The organism is Bowmanella pacifica, from assembly GCF_014645355.1.
GTDB classification, from domain to species: Bacteria; Pseudomonadota; Gammaproteobacteria; order Enterobacterales; family Alteromonadaceae; genus Bowmanella; species Bowmanella pacifica.
Map to the genome: position 1 here is coordinate 83,728 of NZ_BMLS01000001.1, position 23,042 is coordinate 106,769.

Genomic DNA, 23,042 nt, shown 5'->3' on the forward strand with positions numbered 1-23,042 from the left:
GGCACTGGCGCTGTTCACATACTCTTGTATTTAGGGTTAGCAAGTACTGTTCCAGCTTAACCATATGAGCCTAAGTCTGCAGTTGGCGGCGCACAAAACGCTGAATCGCCACTTCATCCAGTAGGGCCTGCTCGCGTTTGTTTTCCAGTTGCTGCGCCTGCTGACGCTTTTTATCAATCAGCATTTGCACTGCTTTACGCTTTTGCTGTTGTTTTAACCACAAGCTCTTACGCTGCTGAGCCACGGCTTTAGCGTTGGCGATAATTTGATTTTGTTGTAAGCAGGCTTTGTCCAGCTTATCGATAAAGGACTGATGCTGGGCAAAGGACAACGCCCCCAGCCCCTGGTTGGCGCGTTGTTGCAGTTGACGAAGATAATCCAGACGATAGCTTTGCAAACCTGTGAGTTTTTGCACATTATCCTGCACATTTTGCTCGGCCAGACGATAATCGCGGGCCAGTTTGTCCTCTTTTTCCTGCTCCCATTTGGCAACCTGTTCTAGCTGGCGGGTCGACATTAGCCTTCTCCCAGGCCTTTAGCCAATGACGCCATGTCTTCCAGGCTTTCATCATAGGGAAGGATTTGTTTCATTTCCTGTTGCAAGAAGCGGTTAATCACAGGCTCGGCCTTAATCGCCAAATCCACCCTGGGATCGGCGCCCCTATTGTAAGCCCCAATACTGATAAGGTCGCGGTTCTGTTGGTAGGTTGAGTACACCTGTTTGATACGCCGGGCAGCTTTAAGATGTTCATCACTAACCACCATAGGCATAACCCGGCTAATCGACGCTTCCACATCAATGGCTGGATAATGGCCGCTGTCGGCCAAACGACGGGCCAGCACCACGTGCCCATCCAGAATCGCCCGGGCCGAGTCGGCAATAGGGTCCTGTAGATCGTCGCCTTCGGTTAGCACGGTAAAAAAGGCCGTAATGGCGCCCTGGCTATCACTGCCATTCCCCGCTCTTTCCACCAAGGCTGGTAAGCGGGCAAATACCGAAGGCGGATAGCCCTTGGTAGCAGGCGGCTCCCCCACGGCCAGGGCGATTTCGCGTTGCGCCATGGCATAACGGGTAAGAGAGTCCACCAGCAACAACACATTCATTCCCTGGTCGCGAAAGTACTCGGCAATGGCCACTGCGGTTTCACATCCTTTGAGGCGCATTAACGGCGAGGTGTCGGCCGGGGCGGCGACCACCACGGATTTTTGACGTTCTTCCTCACCCAAAATGTCCTGAATAAATTCTTTAACCTCGCGTCCCCGTTCACCGACCAGGCCTACCACCACCACATCGGCGCTGGTACCACGGGTCATCATGCCCATCAGCACACTTTTACCTACCCCGGAGCCGGCAAACAGCCCCATACGCTGACCAACGCCCACAGTAATCAGGGAATTAATACAACGCACGCCCACATCCAGCGGCTGGGCGATGGGGCGACGGGATAAGGGATTAATGGGTGGCCTGCTAAGGGGAATACGTTTTTCAACCTTAATGGCGCCCAGGCCATCCAGGGGCTGGCCGTTACCATCCACCACCCGGCCCAGCAATTCCATACCCACTCCAATGCCTTGCTCGCGTGACAGCGGTTGAACCCGGGAACCAGGCACAATGCCTCTTACGGCTTCGGTGGGCATCAGGTAGGTAATGTTCTCCGCAAAGCCCACCACTTCGGCTTCAATTTCACCGTCTATGGTTTGCACTAAACACTGACTGCCCACCGGCATCTGACAACCTACCGCTTCGAGGGTCAGGCCAATACCGCGCACTAGCTTGCCAGCGGCTACCGTATGAGCCTGCGGGATCTGTTGGCGATAGGCCGCAATTTTATCTTTGAGGTTTTGCAAACTGGCACCTGTTTTTACATGGGCAAGTCATGCTCGGATCTAGCCCGTAGCATTATTCCTTACTCAGTCCCTGCTCAAGCAAGAATTTGTCCAACACCTGACGCATGCGCCGCTCAATAGACACATCCACCGCATTGGTGTCGGTAACAATATCGCAGCCGCCCCGTTGCATATTGGGCGAATCAACAAACTGCCAATGGTGGGCTTCAATATGCTGCTCGGAAAAATGCTGCTTAAGCAGTTGCACATCTTCAGGATGCATATGCATCTGGTAACGGCGCTCCTCAATAGGCAACACCTTTAAGCCTTCGCTGATAGCCTGCAGCAATACGTTTTCGTTGGTTTGAATTTCGGTGCGAATCACTGCCCGCGCCAGGGAAACCGCCAGTTGGACCAGTTCGTTTTCAAGCTGTTCATCCACCTGGCTAACCGGCTTTGTCAATTTATTGGCAAGTTCCTGCCAAAGCGCCGCGGCTTCTTCTGCTTCCTGGCGACCGGCCTCTATTCCTTCTGCATGGCCCTCGGCCAATCCTTGCTCTTTACCTTCGGCCAGGCCCTGTTCACGGCCCTGCAACAGCCCTTGCTCATGACCTGCCTGACGGCCTTCGGCCAGCCCTTCCTGATAGGCGGACTGGCGAATCGCTTCAATTTCTTCGGCCGTCGGTGGCAGAATTTCTTCTTCTACCTCCGGCGGCTCATATTTCCACTCGCTGGAGCGATTAATGGCATTGGTTTTATCCGCAGGCTCAGGCTGCGTATCTTCCATATAGGGAAGATCCCAGGAGCGCACACCTGGCTCCTGAGATTGATATTTGAGGACTTTGGAACCGCTCATCCACTGTTACCCCGATAGTCGTTACAGGAACTCGTCGCCGCCACCGCCGCCCAGCATAATTTCGCCGGCATCGGCCAAACGGCGCGCCACGGACAGGATTTCTTTTTGTGCCGATTCCACTTCGCTGATCCGCACCGGCCCCATGGCTTCCAGATCGTCGATAAGCATTTCGGCTGCCCGCTTGGACATATTCTTGGTGATCTTCTCTTTGACTTCTTCGTCGGCGCCCTTGATAGCCTTGAGCAACGCATCTTGCTGCACTTCGCGCAAAATAGTTTGCATGGCGCGATCGTCCACCTCGGCAAGGTTGTCGAATACAAACATCAGATCCTGGATCTGCTGACTCATTTCCTCGTCTTGCTCGCGGATAGCATCCATCAACTGACCTTCGATATTGGTATCCAGGTAGTTCATAATGTCTGCAGCTGACTTCAGGCCGCCCATCTTGGCAGCCTGCGCACCGGCCTGACCGGCAAATTGTTTTTCCATAATCTCGTTCAATTCCTGCAGGGCGGCTGGCTGAACTTCTTCTAAATTGGCAATACGCATCATCAGGTCCAGACGCACCTTTTCCGGGAACTGGCCAATGATCTCAGCCGACTGCTCTGCATCCAGATAAGACAACACTATGGTCTGGATCTGCGGGTGTTCGTTACGAATAATGCTGGCTACCTGCTTGGAGTCCATCCATTTCAGTGAATCCAACCCTTTGGCCCCACCGCCCATCAGGATCTGATCAATCAGGTTGGCCGCTTTATCTTCACCCAAGGCCGCCGTCAGGGCTTTACGCACAAACTCCTGGCTCTGGAAGCCAATGGTGCTGTAATTCTGAATCTCTTCGATAAAGTGTTTGTGCACCGCCGTGATCTTGTTCTGCGTCATGTCTTCCATGCTCGCCATGGCAGTACCCAGCTTTTGTACCTGCTTGGGCTCCATGTGCTTGAGGATCTGCGCCGCATCTTCTTCGGACAAACTCAGCAACAGGATAGCGGCTTTCTCTACCCCTTCGAGCTTACTGACATCATAACCAGGGCTGGACTCAGCTTCTTCCTGGACGTTTGCGACTTGTCTGGTTGCCATGCTTATTCATCCTGCATCAGCCAGCCCTTAACAACCTGGGCTGACAATTCGGGTTCGTTTGCCACCAGGGCACGTACCGCTTTAAGTATATCTTCATCTTTATGCAAATCCGGCAGCATTAGCGAGCCGTCGGCTGCAAAACCCACCTGCCCTTCGTCAAATTCTTGTGACAGCATGCTGATGGTTTCATCTCCCAGATCCAAGCCTGAGTCAGCATCGAAGGCATCCGCCTCACGGGTATCATCGGGGTAGATAAGTTTCTTCAACATGGGTCTGACAATAGCCAGGATCAAGGTGATAATCACCAGACCACCGACCACCAGACGCAGCGCCCGCATAAACCATTCCTGCTCCCACAGAGGCGCTTCGGTGACCACCAAATCGTCGATGCGACTAAAGGGAATGCTCACCACTTCCAGCGAGTCGCCACGGGTAACATCGAAGCCAATCCCACCTTGCAATACACGGCGGATATTCAGCAGTTCTTCCTGGCTTTTCGGCACTGAGGTTACCGTGCCATCGGCGGCAGTTTGCTGGGTGTGATCCACGGCTACCGACACCGACAGGCGACGAATTACGCCGGTCTGCTGCTTAGTATGACTGATGGTGGTATCCAGCTCATAATTGCGCGTTGCTTCTTTATGTGAACGGCCCGGCGTCACCGACTTGGCATTATTACTATTGGCCTGCTCAGGGATATTGGAGTCCAGCGGCGGCTGGTTGCTAAGCGCCCCCGGAATACCAGCGGCAATACCACCCACCGAGTTTTCTTCTACGGTCATTTCGCTTCGCACAGCGGGCAGATCGGGATTATAACGCTTTTGAGTTTGCTCAACCGCAGTAAAATCCATGCTTACGTCCACTTGCGCCGTGTAGTTACCCAGGCCAAGTACGGGGATCAGAATGGAGTCGATTTTCTGCAGATATTCGGTTTCACGATGTTTTTCAATTTCATATTCTTTACGTGAACGAGCAGCCAGGGAGTCCTGAGAGCCAGAGTTAAGCAAACGACCATTATTGTCTGTTACCGTGATACGGCCAGGCTCCATACCTTGTACCGCAGAGGCCACAATATCCACCACCGCATCCACTTCTTCGCCGGATAGCACCGCACCACGACGCAAGGTTAACACCACAGTGGCACTGGGCTTTTTCTCAACCCGGGCAAACACGCTCTCTTTTGGTAAAGCCAGTAACACATTGGCACGGGTAATGGCGCTGATTTCTTCAATAGTACGGGCTAGCTGCTGTTCACGGGCGTGCTTAAGACGCTCCTTTTCAACCCGCTGGCTGACACCAAAACCCATGTCCTGCATGATGATATCGGTACCGCTGTTGGCTTCCTGGCTAATCCCCTGGCGGGCCATCCCCAGCTTGATGCTCTGGTACTGTTCTTCATTAACATAAACAACATTGCCATCCAGGCGATAGTCGATTTGATTCTGGTCCAGGTAATCCAGTGTCTGAATCAGCTCTTCGGTGGGCATTTTGGCCAGCGGACGATAATCCGGCTCCTGCGCCCAAATCACGATAAATACCGCAATGGCCACACAGATAACCAGCGCCACAATCAGGGTGATCTGACGCAGCAGGTCGATGCCCCCCAGGCCTTCCATAAAACCGGAACGTTGCTCCGGGTTGTTATCCGCGTCGGGACTGTTGCCCGTTACGGCCAATTCGGTACCAGTTGCATCTGCCACAGTCTACTCTCCTGTTACACCGGCATATTCATGATTTGCTTGTAGGCTTCCAGCACCTTATTGCGCACCTGTACGGTGGCTTCAAAGGCGATACCGGATTTCTCCTTGGCAACCATCACATCTGCCAAACTCAGGCTGGTATCGCCCATATCGAAGGCGACTTGCTTATTGCGGGCATCAAATTGCAGATTATTGACGTTATCCAGCGCATCTTTCAGCATGTCGCCGAAATTCTCTGCACTGGGATTAGTAACCAGCGGTTGCGCCTGAGCGGCATCCATCCCGGCCTGACGGGCCAGGGACTGTAGTTCGCTGTACAAAGACTGTGCCTTGATGTCCATTGACTGCTCCAAACACATTGGTGTGGAAAATTTTAACTAACAAGGACATAGCAATACTGATGCCAAAATAATTAACTGTTATTTTTCAATCAGTTAAAGCGAATTTTCAGTAACACAAAAAGAAAAGTGTGGCTAATGACGGGAAATTGGCGGCGTAGCGGGCCGGCTGAGAGGATAGTTATGGGGTTATCTTGCTGGTGAGAAATAAAATCCCAAATCAACAAGAAGGACACGAAATACACGAAGGGATCAAAATCAACAAAACCCCTTGTAACTCTTTGTTTTTCCTCGTGTTCTAGGCGGACTTCGTGGTGAGAAATAAAAACCCAATCAACAAGAAGGACACGAAATACACGAAGGGGTCAAAAGCAACAACCCCCTTGTAACTCTTTGTTTTTCTTCGTGTTCTCGGCGGACTTCGTGGTGAGAAATAAAACCCAATCAACAAGAAGGACACGAAGAGCACGAAGGGATCAAAAAAAGCCATCAAGCCTTTGAAATATATTGTTTTTCTTCGTGCTCTCGGTGGACTTCGTGGTGGGAAAATAAAACCCAATCAACAAGAAGGACACGAAGAGCACGAAGGGATCAAAAAAACTACCAAACCCTTGTAACTCATTGCTTTTCTTCGTGTTCTCGGTGACCTTCGTGGTGAGAAATAAAAACCCCAATCAACAAGAAGGACACGAAGAGCACGAAGGGGTCAAAAGCAACAAAACCCATTATAACCTATTGTTTTCACTCGCATTACCCGTGCATTTCGGGATAAAAACAGCACTTCCCACAGAAAGTCATCAAGCAGGGACTTCTATTCCCACATCACGCATTCTGGCCAGCTTATAGCGTAAAGTACGCGGGCTGATCCCCAGCTTATCCGCCACCGCTTTACGACTGCCGTTACAAGATTTAAGCGTATCCAGAATAATCTGATGCTCTTGTTGCTGTAACTCCATGCCCAGCTTGCTACCTTCCGGCTCCCAGTCCTGCTCTTGCATATCCTGAGGCAAGTCTTGCTCTAGCATTAAATCCACTGCATCGATCTGATTGTCGGTAGCCAGGATCAAGGCACGCTGGATCACATTCTCCAGCTCACGCACGTTGCCCGGCCAGCTGTAGTGCTGCAATTTATTTCTGGCCGCCGCACTAAGCTGAGGAATGACAGTGCCGGTTTTCTGACTGTGGCGCTCTATTAAATGCTGGGCCAACGGGATAATATCACCCGGACGCTGCACTAAGGGTGACCAGGTTAACGGGAACACATTCAGACGGTAGTACAAATCTTCACGAAACTCCCCTCTGCTCACCGACTGACGTAAATCGCGGTTACTGGTGGCAATCACCCGTACATCTAATTCGATGGTTTTGCGACTACCAAGACGTTCCACCTCACGCTCCTGCAATACACGCAGCAGCTTGGCCTGCAAAGCCAGATCCATTTCGGTAATTTCATCCAGCAGAATGGTACCGCCCTGGGCCTGTTCAAACTTACCCGGACAGGCTTGCAAGGCACCGGTAAAGGCGCCTTTTTCGTAACCAAACAGCGTGGCTTCCAACATATTTTCCGGAATAGCCGCGCAGTTGATGGCCACAAATGGCTGATCCGCACGGCCTGATTGGTCGTGAATATAACGGGCCAGCACTTCCTTACCTGAACCACTTGGCCCCAATACCATTACTGTGGCATCGGCCTTGGCCACTTTCTGCGCCAGCTCCAGCAGCTTTTTACTGGCCGGATCGGCCACCACAGGCTGACGGGACTCCACCTTCTGAGCTGGGGCGTAACGCCCCACCAGATTCAGCAATACCTGAGGGGCAAAAGGCTTGGCCAGATAGTCCGTAGCACCGTCACGCATGGCCTGTACTGCATCGTCAATAGTGGCATAGGCGGTCATCAGCAACACCGGCAGATTCGGCAATTTCTGTTTGATACTGCGCAGCAAGGACAAGCCAGACATCTGACCCATTTGAATGTCGCTGACCACCAAATCCACCTCTTCGTGGCCCAGCAGTGCCATTGCCGCTTCGGCACAATCGGCCTCCAGGATCTGATACCCACCTAGCAGCAATGTGTCGATCAGGGCTTCACGTAAGCCGGCATCGTCTTCAACAATTAAAATCTTGCTGTTACTCATCCTCTGCACTCCTTAGGTGTTAGGGACGTATCCAACTGCCTGAGCATCGGCAGACGGATCTCAAACTTAGCGCCGCCCTGCTCCAAATTGCAGGCCCGCACGCTGCCCTGATGGGATTGCGCGACGGCTTTAACCACCGCCAGTCCCAGGCCTGTGCCCTGTGACTTGGTGGTATAGAAAGGGTCGAAAATATGCAGTAACTGCGCCTTGGGAACGCCTGGGCCATTGTCAGCCACAGAAATCACCACGTTTTCCTCGTTACCTGGATCTCGTCTGGCCTGCAGGTGCACCCGGCATCCTTTAGGCATGGCCTGAAGACTGTTATGGATCAGGTTTTGTAAGGCGCTGGCCAGCGCGGTTTTATTGCCCAGTACCAGAATATCCGGCTCTGGCAATTCCACACTCACAATGGCCTGACGGGCCATCAACATGGCTTCAGCACCAGACTCCACTTCCAGCATTAAACTTTGCAGTGACAACTCGCTCACTACCTGCTGCTCGCCGCTTTTGGCAAACAACAACATATCATTGACCTGCTGCTCCAGGTCTTTTAACCGCGACAGCAACTTATCGGCAAACTGTCCGCGCGATTCCTGAGCCAGGGTGGCATTTTGCAAATTGGCCGCATACAACATGGCGGCAGATAAGGGAGTGCGAATTTGATGGGCCAGTGACGCCACCATCCGCCCCAGCGATGACAGCTTTTGCAAGTGACTCAGTTGTTGCTGTAAACGCCTGGTCTCGGTGAGGTCGGTCAGCACAATTAGCTGCCCGGGTTCCAGCTCCAGCGGACTGATAGCCAGCTTGACCTTGCGCCCGTCGTACAATGACACTTCATGACCATCATCGGCTTGTGGTTTGAAGGAACGGCTGATAATGGTTCGCCAGGCTTCCCCTTCCAACGGCTCGCCTAAGAGTTCAATGGCCACCTGGTTGGCCTGGCGTACATGACCATTGCCATCCACCACAATCACGCCGGCAGGCATCACCTCAAGCAAGTGCTCAAGGCGGGAAGCCTGCCGCTTAAGGCTTAGCAGCTCTTCCTCATCCGGCAGTAATGCAACGCTGGGAAGGGTGTGGAAGGTATCCCCTGATGTGGATTGGCTCACCATAGCGACCTCGTGTCAAAACTTAGACGTTATAAAACAGACACAAGGGTAAAGCAGGGACTATGCCAGAATTTTAATAGATTTATTTCAATAAGTTAGCCTGAAAAACTCAGACATTTTTTTGACATAGCCAACAATCTTACAAATCAAAAACGCAGTATACTGCAACAGACTAAACCACTGGAGTTTACGGCCTTTTAGCACTCGCCTTTATTGGCCCTGAGCGATTAAGCATGCCGTCAATGATGCCTTGAAGCATATATCTCAACCTCATCATTCTATCGGGTAAAAGGACGCAATTGGTAAAAATACGTAAAGGCATAACGGCAAAATTGCGGAACTTCCAATACAAAGGAACGTATGAGCGACGAGAGAGCAAAAAAATGTTTCTAAACTGATAGTAAAGACGAACTGGCGCACCAACTTTATAGGTTATTCCGGCAAAGCGTCGCCTTCCATCCCCCAGCTTATGAGACATACAAATGTCTAATGCTAAGCCAACAGAAAAGCCATGTTTCCTGGCTCTCCAGCACCATTCGTGATCAACACCATCAATAAACAAAGCATCATCTTTTAAACCAATCTGCTGTAACCAATGCAGATCTATCATCATGCCAGAGGCAATGATTTGGGGGACAGAAGAGATATCATCAAACTGCTCAATCTCGGTTTGAATTTTTGGCCGCACTATTTTCTTAGTATAAGAACACATCAAAGATGGACCGAGCGCCACCAGCCTCGGCAAATAGTGCTGCCTACTCTTTTGAAACAATTCAGCCAGCTTGGCAACAAAACCTATATCAAACTGACTATCTTGATCAAACAATAAGCCAAAATCGCAACCATCTTTAAGCAAGTGCTGTAGCCCGACATTCTGCGCAGACGCGATACCGATGTTGTCAGGAAAGTGGAAGAATATCTGATTTTCATAGCCAGCCAGAGCCAACTGGGAATACGTACTTTCAGGCGAGTTGTCAACGATACAAAGGGCATCAACCTGTTGAGCTAAATTGTCCAGTAAGGCTTTAGCCTCGTTCAGCTCAGGCTTATATAGAATGACAACGGCACCAATTTTCAATGCTTCACCAACTTATCAAGAATAAACCTATCCAGCTTATAAGCCAGTTTAACCACTTTGGCAGGCATGATGCGCAATGCTAACACCGATACAGCATAGAGGATGTTTGATAGGGAATAGCGCTTGAGTTTATTCATTGCAAACCATCTTGCTTTAAACTCGTTAATCGATTTGTCAAATCCCCTTCTTTTGTAGAAGTCATTCACTCTTCTGAACTTTAAAAGTCGCTCACTCAAATTCTCGAATATATACCCTGCTTGCATCAATTCGATCCACAGGAAGTAGTCTTGGGTATTCTTTAGTTCTTTTCTATAGCGAAAGCCATGTTCAAAGACACTGTAACGAAAAGCGACCGTTGGATGATTCATCGAACAACGCTTCGGCAGAAAGTCAAAGATTTCCTGGTGAGACAAGGGCAGTTTTCGCCCTCCGACTTCTACACCGGCTTCGTTAATTTCGACCAAAGATGTACCTAGCACCGACACGTGAGGATGACGTTCAAAAAAACTCACCTGTTTTTCTAAGCGCTTGACTTCGGAGATGTCATCCGCGTCCATTCTGAACAAATATTTAGGAGATAACACCGCACAACGCTCGATGACTTCATTCATGCATGAGCTTAACCCCAAATTTTCTGTCCCAATCAACACAACCAGTTGCTCGGTCTGCTGCTCTGCGGCTTGCAAAAAGGACAATATAGGAGATGGCAGCGGTCCATCCACAACAACAAAAAGAAGAAAGTCGCGGAAGGTCTGTTCCAAAATACTGTCTACGGCTTGCTTAACCCATTCTACGCGGTCTTCCTGATAGACAGCCATGGCTACAACAGCCTGGCAGCACTTACCCTGCAAGCTTTTTCCCAAATACTCAAATTGATTGTTCAATCTACTCTCTACGAAATTTAGTACAGTATTAAAAAACAGCGAGACAAACCGCTGAACTGGATAAAATGGCGGGAAAATAACAGAAACAGAAAAATAATTCTGCCTCTAATTGATATCTTTTACCGTTCTAAAACCAATATGTGACGTACCAAGGCCTCTTTCTTGAGCTTGTCTGGCCGCAGGACGGAATCTGGCGCAATAGTCACTGGAACAAAGGAAAGAGCCTCCTTTGACCACCATTACCTGCACATTTGGTTGTTTAGCACCGAGTCCACTGAATAAGTTTTTCCGCAATAGTTCATCACTTACAGCATGTCCATGATAAAAGGGACTGGATGTCCACTCCCACACGTTTCCAAGCAAATCATGTATGCCGTATTGATTAGCAGGAAACTGAGCAACAGGCGCCATCCCAGCAAAACCGTCGTCAGCATCATCAGAATAGGGAAACGCTCCTTGCCAGGTATTTGCAAGGTGGCGTTTTCCATCCATTATCTGCATCCCCTTAGCAGCAAGCTCAAACTCAGCTTCTGTAGGCAATCGGTGACCTTTCCAATTGGCATAATTCACTGCATCCTCGTATGAAACATGAACCACAGGATAATCATCCAGTCCTGTTAAGTCAGACCCTGCACCGCGAGGGGCGGCCCAATAAGCTCCTGGCACAAATGTCCACCAGCTCATATTATCAACTGGTTCCTGACTACTCTCAGGCAGATCAAACACTGCTGCGCCTGCGATTCTCATTGCACTGGGTAAATCTGGATAATCCTTTCTGGAGGGGACTTTCTCGGCAGTAGTCACATACCCTGTCGCCTGGACAAAGCTAGCGAAATCTCGATTTGTCACTTCAGTTTTACTCATATAAAAGGAGTCAACAGATACAGCCGTGCCGCCTTGTTCCTCTGGGTAAAGTGCATTTTCACCTAAGATGATGGTTCCGCCAGCAACCAGCACCATACCCTGTTCAGCATTACTCCTATTTTCTTCATGCCGATCACATCCAGACACGACAATTAGACAAAAACACAGCAACACAAACCTGATCAACATGTAAAAGTTAGCCTTTTTTTGTAAAAAAGTAGTGACGGTACTCTTGTTGATCAGCAACCATAAAGTTCTCCTGCTTTAAGGTCAGATGCCTGTTATAGGCTGGATCATGCGCGATAACACTAGCCCAACTACTTTGTAGATATGCCACTTCGGACTCAAAACGCTGTATTTTTTCTGGTGTATCTTCAGCCCCGCGAGAAACCGATTCGTGATGATAAAGAACGGCTTCTGCGCAAAACAAATTTCTTCGTCCCAACTCCCTGATCTTTAGACAAAAATCAACATCGTTAAAAGCGACTTTAAGATCCTGTTCATTCAAGCCTGCAACAAGCTCAAAATCAGCCCGCTTGACGAGCAAGCATGCGGCTGTAACTGCACTTACATTGTGGCTGGCGATCAAGCGTTGCATATAACCAGGCGCATCTGAGGCAAAAAATTTGTGAGCATGCCCAGCACCACCGCCATAGCCCATAACAACCCCGGCATGTTGAATACTATTATCACTGTAGAGAAGCTTTGCGCCAACGCACCCGATCTCAGGTCGCATAACCTGCGCAACCATAGCGGTCAGCCAGTGTTCACTGATAACTTCAATGTCATTGTTCACTAAACCAATGACCTCACCTTTACTGTGCTGAACAGCATAGTTATTGATAGCTGAATAGTTAAATACGCCAGGGTATTTCAGTAAACGAACCTTGGGGTGCTCGGCTACCTGCTCAAAGTAGGCCAAGCTTTCAGCCTCATCTGAATTGTTATCAACTAGCAAAATTTCAAAATTTCGATAAGTACTAAGGTTCAGGATCGAATCAATGCAGGACTGCACGAGCTGCCAGGCATTTCTGGTTGGCACAATCAAACTCACTAATGGCTGGCGACTAAGATGCCAATTCAGACATAAATGATGTTTATCACCCTGAGTCAAATCCGCCCTTACAGATAACTTTGTTTGTATACCTTCAGGTAAGCCTTTGAGGATATCCGGCTCGGGCTGTTGCTTATGCAACAAGCAAAAGGAGATATGTTCAACGACACATTGTGTGTCTTCCAGCGCCACAGCCATAAACCAATGTCTGATAAAATTTTCATATACCTTCACCGATTCATGGCGAAGAAGTCTGAAAGATTTAAGCCATACGCCAGTTGACACATAACCACAGGTTAACTGCAGATCTGGGTTCCAATCTGGGTAAAACTGAGGAGTGCTTTTTAATCCTTTATTATCAATAAAATCACAGTCGGTATAAGCCAGCGTAGCGTCTTGCAATGGCCAGTTATGCAGCACAAAGAGCAATTTAGGATGTAACAATTCTCCTTCCCGAAAGACGAAAACGGCATTCTCATCCCAGCTCAAAGGTAAAGCACTTAAATCACGCTCAACACTAATACTACCGTTCAAAGCACTCCAGCACCCCGCGACGTATCTTTTACACTGTTCAACTTGTGAGTCATTCACCCATAACACCAACTTAAATGTCGATGAGTTAAAAGCGTCTAATGAAACTAAACTCTCAATACTTTGCGAGAGTGACCGCTCTGACAGATTAGTTACTAGCAGCAAAAAGTAAGGCTGCGCTGAACCGCACAGTGCAGCCATCTCCTCTTCTTGCAATCGCAGATTTGCCTCAAAGCGCTTCTGCAAAACCAACTCTGATGGGAAATATTGAACATGACCGGTTTGACGCAACCATCTGGTGTATCGGCTGGTTAGTCCGTGATGCTGCCTGGCATAGCGCCGCCACGATTTTGGCAAACGACTAATCACCAACTTCAAAAAACCAACCGCAACCTTTTTAATCACTGAAACCTCTTAAAGTCTGAAACACTTCCTATTGAAGCGAATAAAGTAAATCTCTGTTATTAGTCTTAATCACTGAGGTTGAGGTAAATAGTGATCGTACCTGGCCCCAAAAGGCGCAGGAATCTCCGTCATGGGGTCGGCCCGCTGCATTTCGTCCGACCAATATAGTAGTTGCTGCCGAAGCTCCTCGGCGATATCAGGGTATTGCTGAATTAGATTCAGATTTTCACCTTCGTCCGACTCCATATCAAAAAGATACTCTCGCTTTATACCTGCTTGGAGATACTTCCATTTTCCTTTTCTTACCGCTCTTTGCATCCAGAAACGCCAATAGAGTGCCCGTTCATCCAAATAGTCAGTCTTACCTTCAAGCGCTGGCAGCAAGCTAACACCATCGAGTTCTGCTAATGAATCCTCACCGGCCAGTTCCAGAGCCGTATAAACTGCATCGAGTGACGATACCGGCTTGTCTACAACCTTGCCGGCCGGAAACTGACCTTGCCACTGAACCAGGTAGGGCACCCTAATACCACCATCAGTAAGCATGCCTTTTTCACCAATTAAAGGATCATTCCTGGAACCATTCCAAGCTTCACCTCGCTGATCCAGCGGCGCATCGGTCATATCGTCACCTAAGGGCGCACCATTGTCACTGATGAAAAAGATAATAGTGTTCTTCATCAATCCATGCTTTTCTAACGTGCCAACAATCTCTCCCACACCATCGTCAATTGCGGCCATCATAGCCAAAGCATAACGTCGCCTGGTTGGCATATTCTCAGGTATACGAGATAGATAAAAATCGGTGGCTTCCAATGGGACATGTGGGCCATAGGGAGAAAAGTAAAGAAAAAAGGGGCTCTGAGCATTACGTTCAATGAACGTAGTGGCCGCCTGATTAGTTAAGTCCAATCTATACTGATTATTTATCTGATAGCCAGGCAATTTATCATTGCCATTCAGTTCAAAGTTAGTCCAGTAGCGTCGTTCATATCCCCAAAATACGTCGTCAAACCCCCTCTCGTCGGGAAAGAATGGGCGCTTATAATCCAAAGGAAGTTTTTCTATACTCTGATTGGATGCATAAAAGTCTGGATGATTTTGTTTCAGCCACTCTTTAGAATTTCCCATGACTTCCAGATGCCATTTACCCACCATGCCAGTTCGATAACCCAGCTTTTGAAAACGACTAGCAATAGTTTCAACATTGAGAGGCATGGGAGCAAAGCGGTTTTCATCCACGCCAAATTTTTGTTGGTACTGTCCAGACATCAACGCAGCTCGAGATGGCGTGCATTGCGGGGACGTCACATACCCATAGGTAAACCGGGTTCCAGATGTTGCGAGCTTATCAATATTCGGTGTTTTCAGATCCTGGCGAACACCTTGAATACCTAAGTCTGCATAGCCCTGATCATCAGTAAAAATCACGATGATATTGGGTTTATCCGGATAGCCTGTAGAAGGTTCCTCTGGTTTGGGTAAACTGGGGGTCGGCTGGTCACCTGAACCGCCACATGCAACTAAAACAAACAACGAAATTGCAACGGATAGGATCCGCATAATTACTTCCTATATAAGCCGGTACGAAGGTCTGCACGCTTCATCCCAGGTTTAAGCTCTAATGACTCGTACTCAGCAATCCTTGCTTTAATCATCGGACCATTTGGTCTCAGTTCCAGGGCTTTTTTCCACACCTCTAAGGCCAAACGTAAGTCAACACGCTCGACGTCTTTCGCCAAGGCAATAAGCTCCTCTGAAGAGGTGCAACGATTTACCGCAAAATAGGTTTGAATAGACAATCGAACATCTTTAAAGACCGATTCTCGGGTTAAGCCACGCAAAACGCCCATCATTCGCACAAAGTATCCTATAGGAACATGGCAAATACTCCGTAACGTCTTCTTATACCGTTTCTGAACAAATTTTCTTGATTCTAGTAATGGCACTTCTAGATTCAATGAGGTTACAAACTGCCTTAGCGACTCGGAATAACCTTGGTAACTTTCTGGTTCCAGAGTAAAAGTAACAACAGGTGAATTATCTTCGCTAAGGTTGTACCCCACCCTATTTAATTTTAACGGTATTTCATCTGATGGACGCCCTCGATTCAGGAGCGACAGGTACTCTTTCTCCGACCTGAATAGCCTGTGTACTATCATCACATCGCGCAATTCATGCAGACTCTCATGCAAACTTTCTGGTTTATTTTTCATTCCCTTGAACGCTTTACCATCACACAGCGTAATTTTCCCTTGATTCAGATAGGGAACATGTAAGTTTACTCTGGCGACGCTGGCGTCTAGCCGGATCAGTGATTTAACCAGAGGAAAAATATGTCCTTTGATATCTTGGCTTAGTGCGGTGAATGACCTTTCGCTTCCTTTCTCATTTAACCACTGAAAGGAGATACAATCTGACTTGGGATTTTCGGCAATACAGTGCTGAACTTTGAAGGACAGACACTTCGGCATCCAGAACTCGTCAATATCTAAAAACATCACATAGTCAAATTCACCGGAGTCGCGACATTCCTGAAAAGATTTGGCATAGATCAGATATTGGATATGCGCAGAAACAGCCTGAGGGCAATAGTCAATCCAATCCGCATAGAAGAACTGCACATTCGTATGCTGCTCTTGAATTAAACTTAGTATCTGAGCACTGTTATCAGATGTGCGGTTAAGGTAAATATCAATTGCATCAAAGCCGACATATAGATGATGGTGGATCCATTCAGGAAGATAAGCAGCCTCATCTTTTGCAACTGCCACCAGTTTAACTTTAGGGGTTGAACGCCCTGCGGATGGACGACCTATTACATTATTCATGTTAAACCTATGAAAAACACATTGTAGACTTTCTGCTTTTCAGCGCGTACAGCAATGCGATATCTCACCCCTGTTGTCTCAGTTTACGTTCTTTAAAATCAGCCAAAAGTGCTTTTATTTGTGGCCCTGAAGGTCTAATTCGCAGCGCCTGTTCTAAATATCCTATGGCTTCATCCAAGTCATGAGGCGCCGCATGCCGGGCTAGCTGTTTTAAGACTTCTACATTGTCTGAATGTTGTTGCGCATAAACTTTACGAAAAGCCTGAAATTGTCTCCGAATCTCATCAATTCGCACACCGGTGAATATCCTCGCCATATCATTGTAATGCTCTGGCAGGCTCGCTGAGATATTCTCCACCGCAGTTGCGTACCGCTCATGCACAAAACGCTTAGCTTCTTCATAATGCTCAGCATGCTTTACCCGTTCCTTGAAGCTCAGCAGGCTCTTCTGGTACTCAGCAAACTTCTGGCTGGGAAAGTTCACTTCATGTGAGGCAGCTCCCCTTCTTGGCAAACCATTTCGGTTATTCTTGTATGCGAAATTGTTACCCGGCCTGCCGCGATACAACAAAGACACATATTCGTACTCGGAACGATTTGCTCTATGGAAAATAAAAAAGGACTTAAGACTGTTAAGCTCATCCGAGACCGCTTGTTCTAAATTTTCTCGGCCCACGAATGTTCGCCCATCTGCCAGCACGGGGACAACTCCATCGACCAACTCTGGCACATGATGCTTTAGTTCCAGAATAGAAGTAGAGACAGGGAGTAAAGTTTTCCCCAAAGGGGAAAGGTTTCCAATCAGAGTTTCCGATAAGCTAGCAAATAGAACGTCATTGCCTAAATCGTTCAACCATTCAAAGAAAATGGCAGAGTCTCTACCTATAGAATTCAAGCAACTTTTAATACTTGTCTCAAAATCTACCGGGCACCAGAACTCATCGATATCCAGAAATAAAATATGAGTAGCCGAGTTATCTCGTCTCGCTCTATCCAGTGCTTTGGCATAAACGATAAACTGGATCTGTTTTTTGGCTGACGCTGGACACATATCAATCCAGTCAGCATTATGCCAAGTTACATTGGGATATAGCGTACTGATCTCTGACAGCACTTGGGCAGAATTGTCATTGGTTCTATTGATATGAATCTCAATATCATCAAAACCAAAAAACAAATGATGGTGCACCCAGTCAGTTAGGTAAGCAGCTTCATCCTTGGCGACAGCAACAATTCTAACTTTCAAGGGGGTATCTAATGCAAAAGAGTCATTCATCAGCCACCCTCAAAGCATGGGCAATTTTACCAATCAACTGCTGGGCTGGCAGGCTGAAAGACCACTCATCACTCACTACTTTGATGCTTGCCAATTCATTGTTGGGCTGGTAGTTGACCAGGTTGTCTTTAAAACGATTTTGCATTATCTGTTCGCAACGACTGTCAACAAAATAATTGCCTACACGTAATTCTCGCTCAGCACTACGAACAATAGCTTTTAGTTCATCTAAACCAATAGAGATTAATTCTGGAAGATGCTTTACATATTGATTTCGAACCCATGAACCAGTTACCCCAAAGTTCACTTTAAATACATGATTGAGGGCTCGGATAACTTCAATATCTGCAATATCCATAGACCGATTGACCGCATCAGGATTGTCGTTAGACTGAATCATGTCATCCCGGTATTGCATGCCAATAATATTCATAAAATCGGGGATTAAACTACGACCGCGCTGAGATGCGTCATAATCCAACACTTTAACGTTGTCTTTACCAAACACATGGCAAAACATGGCAACTTTCAAATCGGCGGATAACATCTGACTTTGTCCTGGTCTTGCCAGATGATCATGATAATAGGCAAAAAAGCTCTCAGTACCGCCATGTTTTACCGTTTCCTGCCAAATAGAGTAAAGCTTGTAACTTGCCCTCCTCCAAGCATAAATAATAACAACTTGCTTGTTGTCCAAGGTATTACGCAGGTACTCAAACTTGTCCCGGTTTAAAGAAATAAAGTCTTCACTGGATAGCAGGAAATCGTGTGGTTCATGATTAAAAAACGCAATATCTTCATCGGTCAGTCTTTGCTCATCCAATAGCGCTCTAAAAGGATGGTGGCCAAAGATATTCTGATAGCGCTTAGGGTAAACCAGATTGTTCTTGAACAACTCACCTCTGTTGTCTAACAAAAACTTCTGCAAAGCAGTTGTACCGGTTTTGTGGGGACCCACATGTAAGTAAAAAGTATTCATTATATGCTTTCTGTAATCTTATTCGCCAAAGAACGGATAACGGCCCAGGTTGCTGACAAGTGGGCCCCACTTGAAGATATTGGCTTCATTTATCTCTCCTTGATGTTCATTGTTAATTGGTGGCATTCCTGCTGCCTGCCATTTGTCGTTAGGGTGCAAAATATGTAAGTTCGCGAGTCCATGATCGCCACACAGCTGAGCATCAGAACGCACATTATCGCCAACATGAATGTAAGAACCCGGCAATGTCTCCAATAGCTCCCGGATATGCTGCCACATATCTCCTCTATCCTTTCGTAAACCCAGTTCGCTCGATACAAACAACGTGAACGATGCACTTATGCCCACTTTGCGCAGCATGGTTTCCACTTGCTTGTGGCTGTAATAGGTATCGGAAATAAACCACAACGTCTTGTTTAAATCAGACAGTTTATGCACCAATTCAACCATTTCCTGCTTCGCAACTATTTGCTGAAGATCGAAGTCAAACTCCAGTTCCATTAGCCCTCTGGCATGATCAGGATCCAATTCCATAAGCAATGCCAGCCTGTCATATACCTGATTGATACAAACATCACCCGAGAAATTGTGCTCTTTTCTAAGCGCCAACTCTGTTTCATTTCGTAACGCAACAAAAGACTGAGGGTTAGGCAGAAGTCCCTGCTCCTGCAAGTATTGTCCCACTTGGTACTTGGCATAATCCGGTTCATTTAGCCTACGACTGAGCACAGTATCAAACACATCGAAGGAAACATGATCGAAGCGCCTCAGCTCTGTAAACAATTGCTCTGGTGGCTTATGGTAGCCGGCAAAAAGATGACTTTGATCATCCGTAAAATGGCCAGTCGGGGGATGATAAAAAAACTGTTTATAACCGTTTTTTTCGGCCAACAAGCCTAATACTCGTTCAAGGGCATGTAACCAGGAACCATCATTTGGCAAAGGCTCTGCAGGGAAATCTTCATATGTGTAGACTTTCTCTAACAGTGGTTTTAATGCTTTAGGGCGCGCCCAAAACATGCCTCCGACCGGGTAGCTGATAAAGTTATTGGTCAGGTCTATTCCCCACTGGGACGCAAACTCTCTGGCGAAAGGCTTATTACAGGTCCAATGATTCACCCAGGGCGGCATCATCCAAAACGTAGTTGGGTAGTAAATGCCAAGCTCAGGGTGCTCATCAAATAACCGTAACAGACAAGAGACAACGTGCTTATCCTTAAATAAATACTGATTAAGGTAATCAAACCACTGCGTTTGTTCGCGCCCTGAATAGAGGGACTTTTTCGAATGCAAATGGCACATTAAGTCATAGTCAAGTAACTCAGGTCCAAACTCCACCAGCAACGGTCCAAAATTACGTCCGCGATTTGGTACCTTAACTACCTTTAACTTGCCTACCCGTTTTAATCTGCTGTACCGCCGGGTCACATCCTGGCAAATTTCTTCGCTGGCACAGGCGACAAAAACATCGACCTCAAGGGGAAAAGCTTTTAAGCACCTAAAGAACTTATCAACAAAATCCGGATAAAAGATATGCAAACAAATGGCTACTTTCTGTTGATGCCAGGTTGGCGTTTCTTTTGCTATTAACTGATTTGACGGCAACCATCTTGGGCGAGCTTCCTGTACAGCACGCCCTTCATAACGACCATTGTAAAGATAATGTAAGAGCGGATTCGCCCCCGAATGATAAATATCCAAATGCGAGCGAAGATAGTGCTCGGTATCAAACTTGGCGGACGGGTTCACATTGGCATAAGGCGCCTTATTGAGGTAATCCTCAAATGCAGCCGTCTCGCTTTTGAACATTCCATAGTGTTGTTGATACCATTCCAGATCAAAAATCCCGGCTTTTTTGGCCATGCGTAAGTGGCGTTTAACTCGGAGAAATTCACGCCCTCTGAGCAATATAGTCGCACGTCGATATAGTCCGGCCAGGGAACGCCTAACTAACTTTTTCATAGGTCACACCCCAAATAACTGTAAAGGGTTTACATTTCCATTGCCGGAGATAACATCATCTACATCAAATAATGGACAAACAGCCCTGGGCAGAAGATTACGTTTGGTCACATATTGCTCATACATAGATTCTATTTCTTCCACGCTAAAGCGAACTTGATGCCTGAAAAAATGCTCAATCGCCTCTTGGGCTCCGGCAAAAACCTCTTGCAGATCATGAAAGTGACTTTGTGTACGCGCTTGGCGACCATAAAAGAAGTGGAACCTGGGGTCTGCCAATTCAGACATTCTGCCTAATTCCACAAATTGGCCATTGGGCGCCGTCAGTAAAGATTCAAGAAACAAGGACCTATCAAGCATCAAATAACCATCGCCCATTCGCACACCGGTTTTAAAGACGCTGCGAATATCAGCAGGGTAGCCATCGATATCATGAGTACCATCTTGTGTGGTGATAAAATACAGCCCCCGTGTGGGACACTGCAGCAGACGAGTCAGCAGCTTTTGAATAGTTCCGCTATACCCCACGTCAACCATCAGAGGAACATCATCTCCTACCACGCCTAAACTTTGCAGATAATCGATATAGGCATTTCTGCTGTCCTGAACCATTGATTTGAGCGCAGCCAAATGCTCACTTAACACGACTTCCAGCTCACCGCCTTGTGCTGGCAACTCATAAATATCAGCCAGCTCTTTTTCACTGAACAATTGCACTAATTGAGAGAGAGTAAAGCCAAATCGGCCAACCAATAAGTCCGCTAATGTCCCTTTGAACTTGTGGTATAAGCTCCATTGCCATGTGTAGGGATCAGCGATGCTGATACGAAATAAAAAAGTGCGTGATACATTAAGGTAACAGGCTGGATATGACGGCAGCAGCCCACTAGCGACTAAGTCTTGATATACGCGCTCAAAGAAATAGCCTTCACGAGCCAGGAAAACTATCCGCTGAGGCGGCTCTGACCGACAAACTTGCTCTAAAGCGTGCAAATATTCGCTACAGATAGGGCCCAGAAAGTTAAAGCCGAAATCACGTAAAGCAACGGTTCTATTCATGAGTAGTCACTGTAGTAAAAAACACGTTTAGTTCTGTTAAATCACCACATCGGCGGCGAAAATGAGGGCGAATACTAACATATGGCACGGCGGATATTCATCTGTTTTACCCGACTGAGATACCCCGAGATAGTCGCTACCACAGTGAAGGTATCTGTTGGAATACCCTTTGGACAGCAAGCTGTTCTGTCTTCAAGCTATAGCTTTGGGCGATTCGCCTTCCCTTCCAGCGACGAATAATGCCAGATATACCACGCCCCCTTACCAACGCTTCTTGAATAGCCGCAATACAGGCTTCTGAATCTCGCTCACACACGCTGATATTCGCTGATGACAACGAATACTCCCTACTGGCAATACAGTCAGGTACGATAGCCCAATCAGACAACGCCATGGCTTCAATGCCGGGTAAGTAAAACCCCTCGGTGTTGTTGGGCAATGCGAGCGTTACCAGGCTCTGTGACATAGCCTGATGAACAGCACTACGCTCTACCGGTTTATCATGCAAGATAACAGACAAGCCGAGCTTAGCGGCCTTGTCCCTGACGCTGATGCCTAAATCAGGGTTTTTAGTGGCCAGAATGTACAGCTGGAAGACTTTAGGGTACGTCACTTTGGGGAACTCATGTCCCATACGAATCGTAAAGCAAGGACCATTAGCATGAGGAAGAATAGCCTGTCTTACTGCTTCAGAAACACAAAGTCGTATCGCTCGGTGAGATAAGAACTTAAATAGCGGATGGTGTTTGTTACCATGGCGAACATGCTGAATAAGATTAATCTTAGGCTGCGCCTCACTTGCAAATGGTAGGTAATCATCCCAGTCCATACCGGCCAGAAACACTATATCCGCAAGGTCAGGGCGATACTCAGATTCATAGCTAACCTTATCTATCCCTTCAAACAGAGTAGGCTGAATGGCAGAACGATTTTCCAGCCACAATCGCAGTGAAAACGAATCTTGCGCTAGCAGATGTCCCATATAGTCTCTGACTTTCTGATGCCCGCCCGTATATGCCAGATAGCGGCGATGAAAAGAAACTGTTTTGCGCGACATCTTTTAGCGGCTCCTAA

The 23,042-nt window shown here is 47.5% G+C and carries 19 protein-coding genes; all 19 read right to left on the reverse strand.

All coding sequences use genetic code 11. The features are described from left to right. Window positions 1-70: 70 nt before the first annotated feature. On the reverse strand, window positions 71-517 hold the full coding sequence (gene fliJ / locus IEX02_RS00390; RefSeq protein WP_188688639.1) for a flagellar export protein FliJ: 447 nt from the start codon (window positions 515-517) through the stop codon (window positions 71-73). Further along, on the reverse strand, window positions 517-1,848 hold the full coding sequence (gene fliI, locus IEX02_RS00395; RefSeq protein ID WP_188688642.1) for a flagellar protein export ATPase FliI: 1,332 nt from the start codon (window positions 1,846-1,848) through the stop codon (window positions 517-519). Before fliI ends, fliJ begins: the two co-directional genes overlap by 1 nt. A 52-nt stretch (window positions 1,849-1,900) precedes the next feature. Continuing rightward, a complete protein-coding gene (gene fliH / locus IEX02_RS00400) occupies window positions 1,901-2,683 on the reverse strand; it encodes a flagellar assembly protein FliH (RefSeq protein WP_188688645.1) in 783 nt (260 codons plus the stop codon). A 21-nt stretch (window positions 2,684-2,704) separates the two neighbouring features. Continuing rightward, a complete protein-coding gene (gene fliG, locus IEX02_RS00405; protein ID WP_188688648.1) occupies window positions 2,705-3,763 on the reverse strand; it encodes a flagellar motor switch protein FliG in 1,059 nt (352 codons plus the stop codon). Window positions 3,764-3,765: 2 nt separating this feature from the next. Then, window positions 3,766-5,463 (reverse strand): flagellar basal-body MS-ring/collar protein FliF, encoded by a 1,698-nt coding sequence (gene fliF, locus IEX02_RS00410; RefSeq protein ID WP_188688651.1) that lies wholly within the window; start codon window positions 5,461-5,463, stop codon window positions 3,766-3,768. 14 nt (window positions 5,464-5,477) lie between these two features. Continuing rightward, window positions 5,478-5,804 carry a flagellar hook-basal body complex protein FliE gene (fliE, locus tag IEX02_RS00415; RefSeq protein ID WP_188688654.1) on the reverse strand — a complete coding sequence of 109 codons (327 nt, stop codon included), beginning with the start codon at window positions 5,802-5,804 and terminating at the stop codon, window positions 5,478-5,480. 794 nt (window positions 5,805-6,598) lie between these two features. Further along, window positions 6,599-7,936 (reverse strand): sigma-54-dependent transcriptional regulator, encoded by a 1,338-nt coding sequence (locus tag IEX02_RS00420; protein WP_188688657.1) that lies wholly within the window; start codon window positions 7,934-7,936, stop codon window positions 6,599-6,601. Next, on the reverse strand, window positions 7,933-9,048 hold the full coding sequence (locus IEX02_RS00425; protein WP_188688661.1) for a sensor histidine kinase: 1,116 nt from the start codon (window positions 9,046-9,048) through the stop codon (window positions 7,933-7,935). Before IEX02_RS00425 ends, IEX02_RS00420 begins: the two co-directional genes overlap by 4 nt. Window positions 9,049-9,232: 184 nt before the next feature. Further along, a complete protein-coding gene (locus tag IEX02_RS00430) occupies window positions 9,233-10,123 on the reverse strand; it encodes a glycosyltransferase family 2 protein (protein WP_229701955.1) in 891 nt (296 codons plus the stop codon). Beyond that, window positions 10,120-11,007, reverse strand: a complete 888-nt coding sequence (locus IEX02_RS00435) for a glycosyltransferase (RefSeq protein WP_308422474.1) — start codon at window positions 11,005-11,007, stop codon at window positions 10,120-10,122. The genes IEX02_RS00430 and IEX02_RS00435 overlap by 4 nt, the downstream gene beginning before the upstream one ends. A gap of 105 nt (window positions 11,008-11,112) precedes the next feature. Beyond that, complete coding sequence (locus tag IEX02_RS00440) at window positions 11,113-12,117, reverse strand: formylglycine-generating enzyme family protein (protein WP_229701957.1); 1,005 nt, start codon at window positions 12,115-12,117, stop codon at window positions 11,113-11,115. Next, window positions 12,068-13,861: a glycosyltransferase family 2 protein gene (locus tag IEX02_RS00445; protein ID WP_188688663.1), complete on the reverse strand. Its 1,794-nt coding sequence runs from the start codon at window positions 13,859-13,861 to the stop codon at window positions 12,068-12,070. Before IEX02_RS00445 ends, IEX02_RS00440 begins: the two co-directional genes overlap by 50 nt. A gap of 69 nt (window positions 13,862-13,930) precedes the next feature. Continuing rightward, complete coding sequence (locus IEX02_RS00450) at window positions 13,931-15,424, reverse strand: sulfatase family protein (protein WP_188688666.1); 1,494 nt, start codon at window positions 15,422-15,424, stop codon at window positions 13,931-13,933. Between the two features lie 2 nt (window positions 15,425-15,426). Further along, window positions 15,427-16,692, reverse strand: coding sequence for a glycosyltransferase family 2 protein (locus tag IEX02_RS00455; protein ID WP_188688669.1), 1,266 nt, complete (start codon window positions 16,690-16,692; stop codon window positions 15,427-15,429). Window positions 16,693-16,756: 64 nt separating this feature from the next. Then, window positions 16,757-17,968, reverse strand: a complete 1,212-nt coding sequence (locus IEX02_RS00460; RefSeq protein WP_188688670.1) for a glycosyltransferase family 92 protein — start codon at window positions 17,966-17,968, stop codon at window positions 16,757-16,759. Next, entirely contained in the window at window positions 17,961-18,791 is an 831-nt protein-coding gene (locus tag IEX02_RS00465) for a hypothetical protein (protein WP_188688674.1), read from the reverse strand. Before IEX02_RS00465 ends, IEX02_RS00460 begins: the two co-directional genes overlap by 8 nt. 174 nt (window positions 18,792-18,965) lie before the next feature. Continuing rightward, on the reverse strand, window positions 18,966-20,909 hold the full coding sequence (locus IEX02_RS00470; RefSeq protein WP_229701959.1) for a rhamnan synthesis F family protein: 1,944 nt from the start codon (window positions 20,907-20,909) through the stop codon (window positions 18,966-18,968). A 3-nt stretch (window positions 20,910-20,912) separates the two neighbouring features. Further along, entirely contained in the window at window positions 20,913-21,968 is a 1,056-nt protein-coding gene (locus tag IEX02_RS00475; RefSeq protein WP_188688675.1) for an HAD family hydrolase, read from the reverse strand. 136 nt (window positions 21,969-22,104) lie between these two features. Then, the gene (locus IEX02_RS00480) at window positions 22,105-23,025 is read right to left on the reverse strand and encodes a glycosyltransferase (protein ID WP_188688678.1); all 921 of its coding nucleotides are present in this window, start codon (window positions 23,023-23,025) and stop codon (window positions 22,105-22,107) included. Window positions 23,026-23,042: the final 17 nt, after the last annotated feature.

Excerpts from the sequence above, each read along its gene's own strand:
- IEX02_RS00425 (WP_188688661.1), bottom strand. The coding sequence starts at position 9,048 with ATGGTGAGCCAATCCACATCAGGGGATACCTTCCACACCCTTCCCAGC.
- IEX02_RS00450 (WP_188688666.1), bottom strand. The coding sequence starts at position 15,424 with ATGCGGATCCTATCCGTTGCAATTTCGTTGTTTGTTTTAGTTGCATGT.
- IEX02_RS00455 (WP_188688669.1), bottom strand. The coding sequence starts at position 16,692 with ATGAATAATGTAATAGGTCGTCCATCCGCAGGGCGTTCAACCCCTAAA.
- IEX02_RS00475 (WP_188688675.1), bottom strand. The coding sequence starts at position 21,968 with ATGAATAGAACCGTTGCTTTACGTGATTTCGGCTTTAACTTTCTGGGC.
- fliE (WP_188688654.1), bottom strand. The coding sequence starts at position 5,804 with ATGGACATCAAGGCACAGTCTTTGTACAGCGAACTACAGTCCCTGGCC.
- IEX02_RS00480 (WP_188688678.1), bottom strand. The coding sequence starts at position 23,025 with ATGTCGCGCAAAACAGTTTCTTTTCATCGCCGCTATCTGGCATATACG.
- fliG (WP_188688648.1), bottom strand. The coding sequence starts at position 3,763 with ATGGCAACCAGACAAGTCGCAAACGTCCAGGAAGAAGCTGAGTCCAGC.
- fliJ (WP_188688639.1), bottom strand. The coding sequence starts at position 517 with ATGTCGACCCGCCAGCTAGAACAGGTTGCCAAATGGGAGCAGGAAAAA.
- IEX02_RS00420 (WP_188688657.1), bottom strand. The coding sequence starts at position 7,936 with ATGAGTAACAGCAAGATTTTAATTGTTGAAGACGATGCCGGCTTACGT.
- fliH (WP_188688645.1), bottom strand. The coding sequence starts at position 2,683 with ATGAGCGGTTCCAAAGTCCTCAAATATCAATCTCAGGAGCCAGGTGTG.
- IEX02_RS00460 (WP_188688670.1), bottom strand. The coding sequence starts at position 17,968 with ATGAATGACTCTTTTGCATTAGATACCCCCTTGAAAGTTAGAATTGTT.
- IEX02_RS00470 (WP_229701959.1), bottom strand. The coding sequence starts at position 20,909 with ATGAAAAAGTTAGTTAGGCGTTCCCTGGCCGGACTATATCGACGTGCG.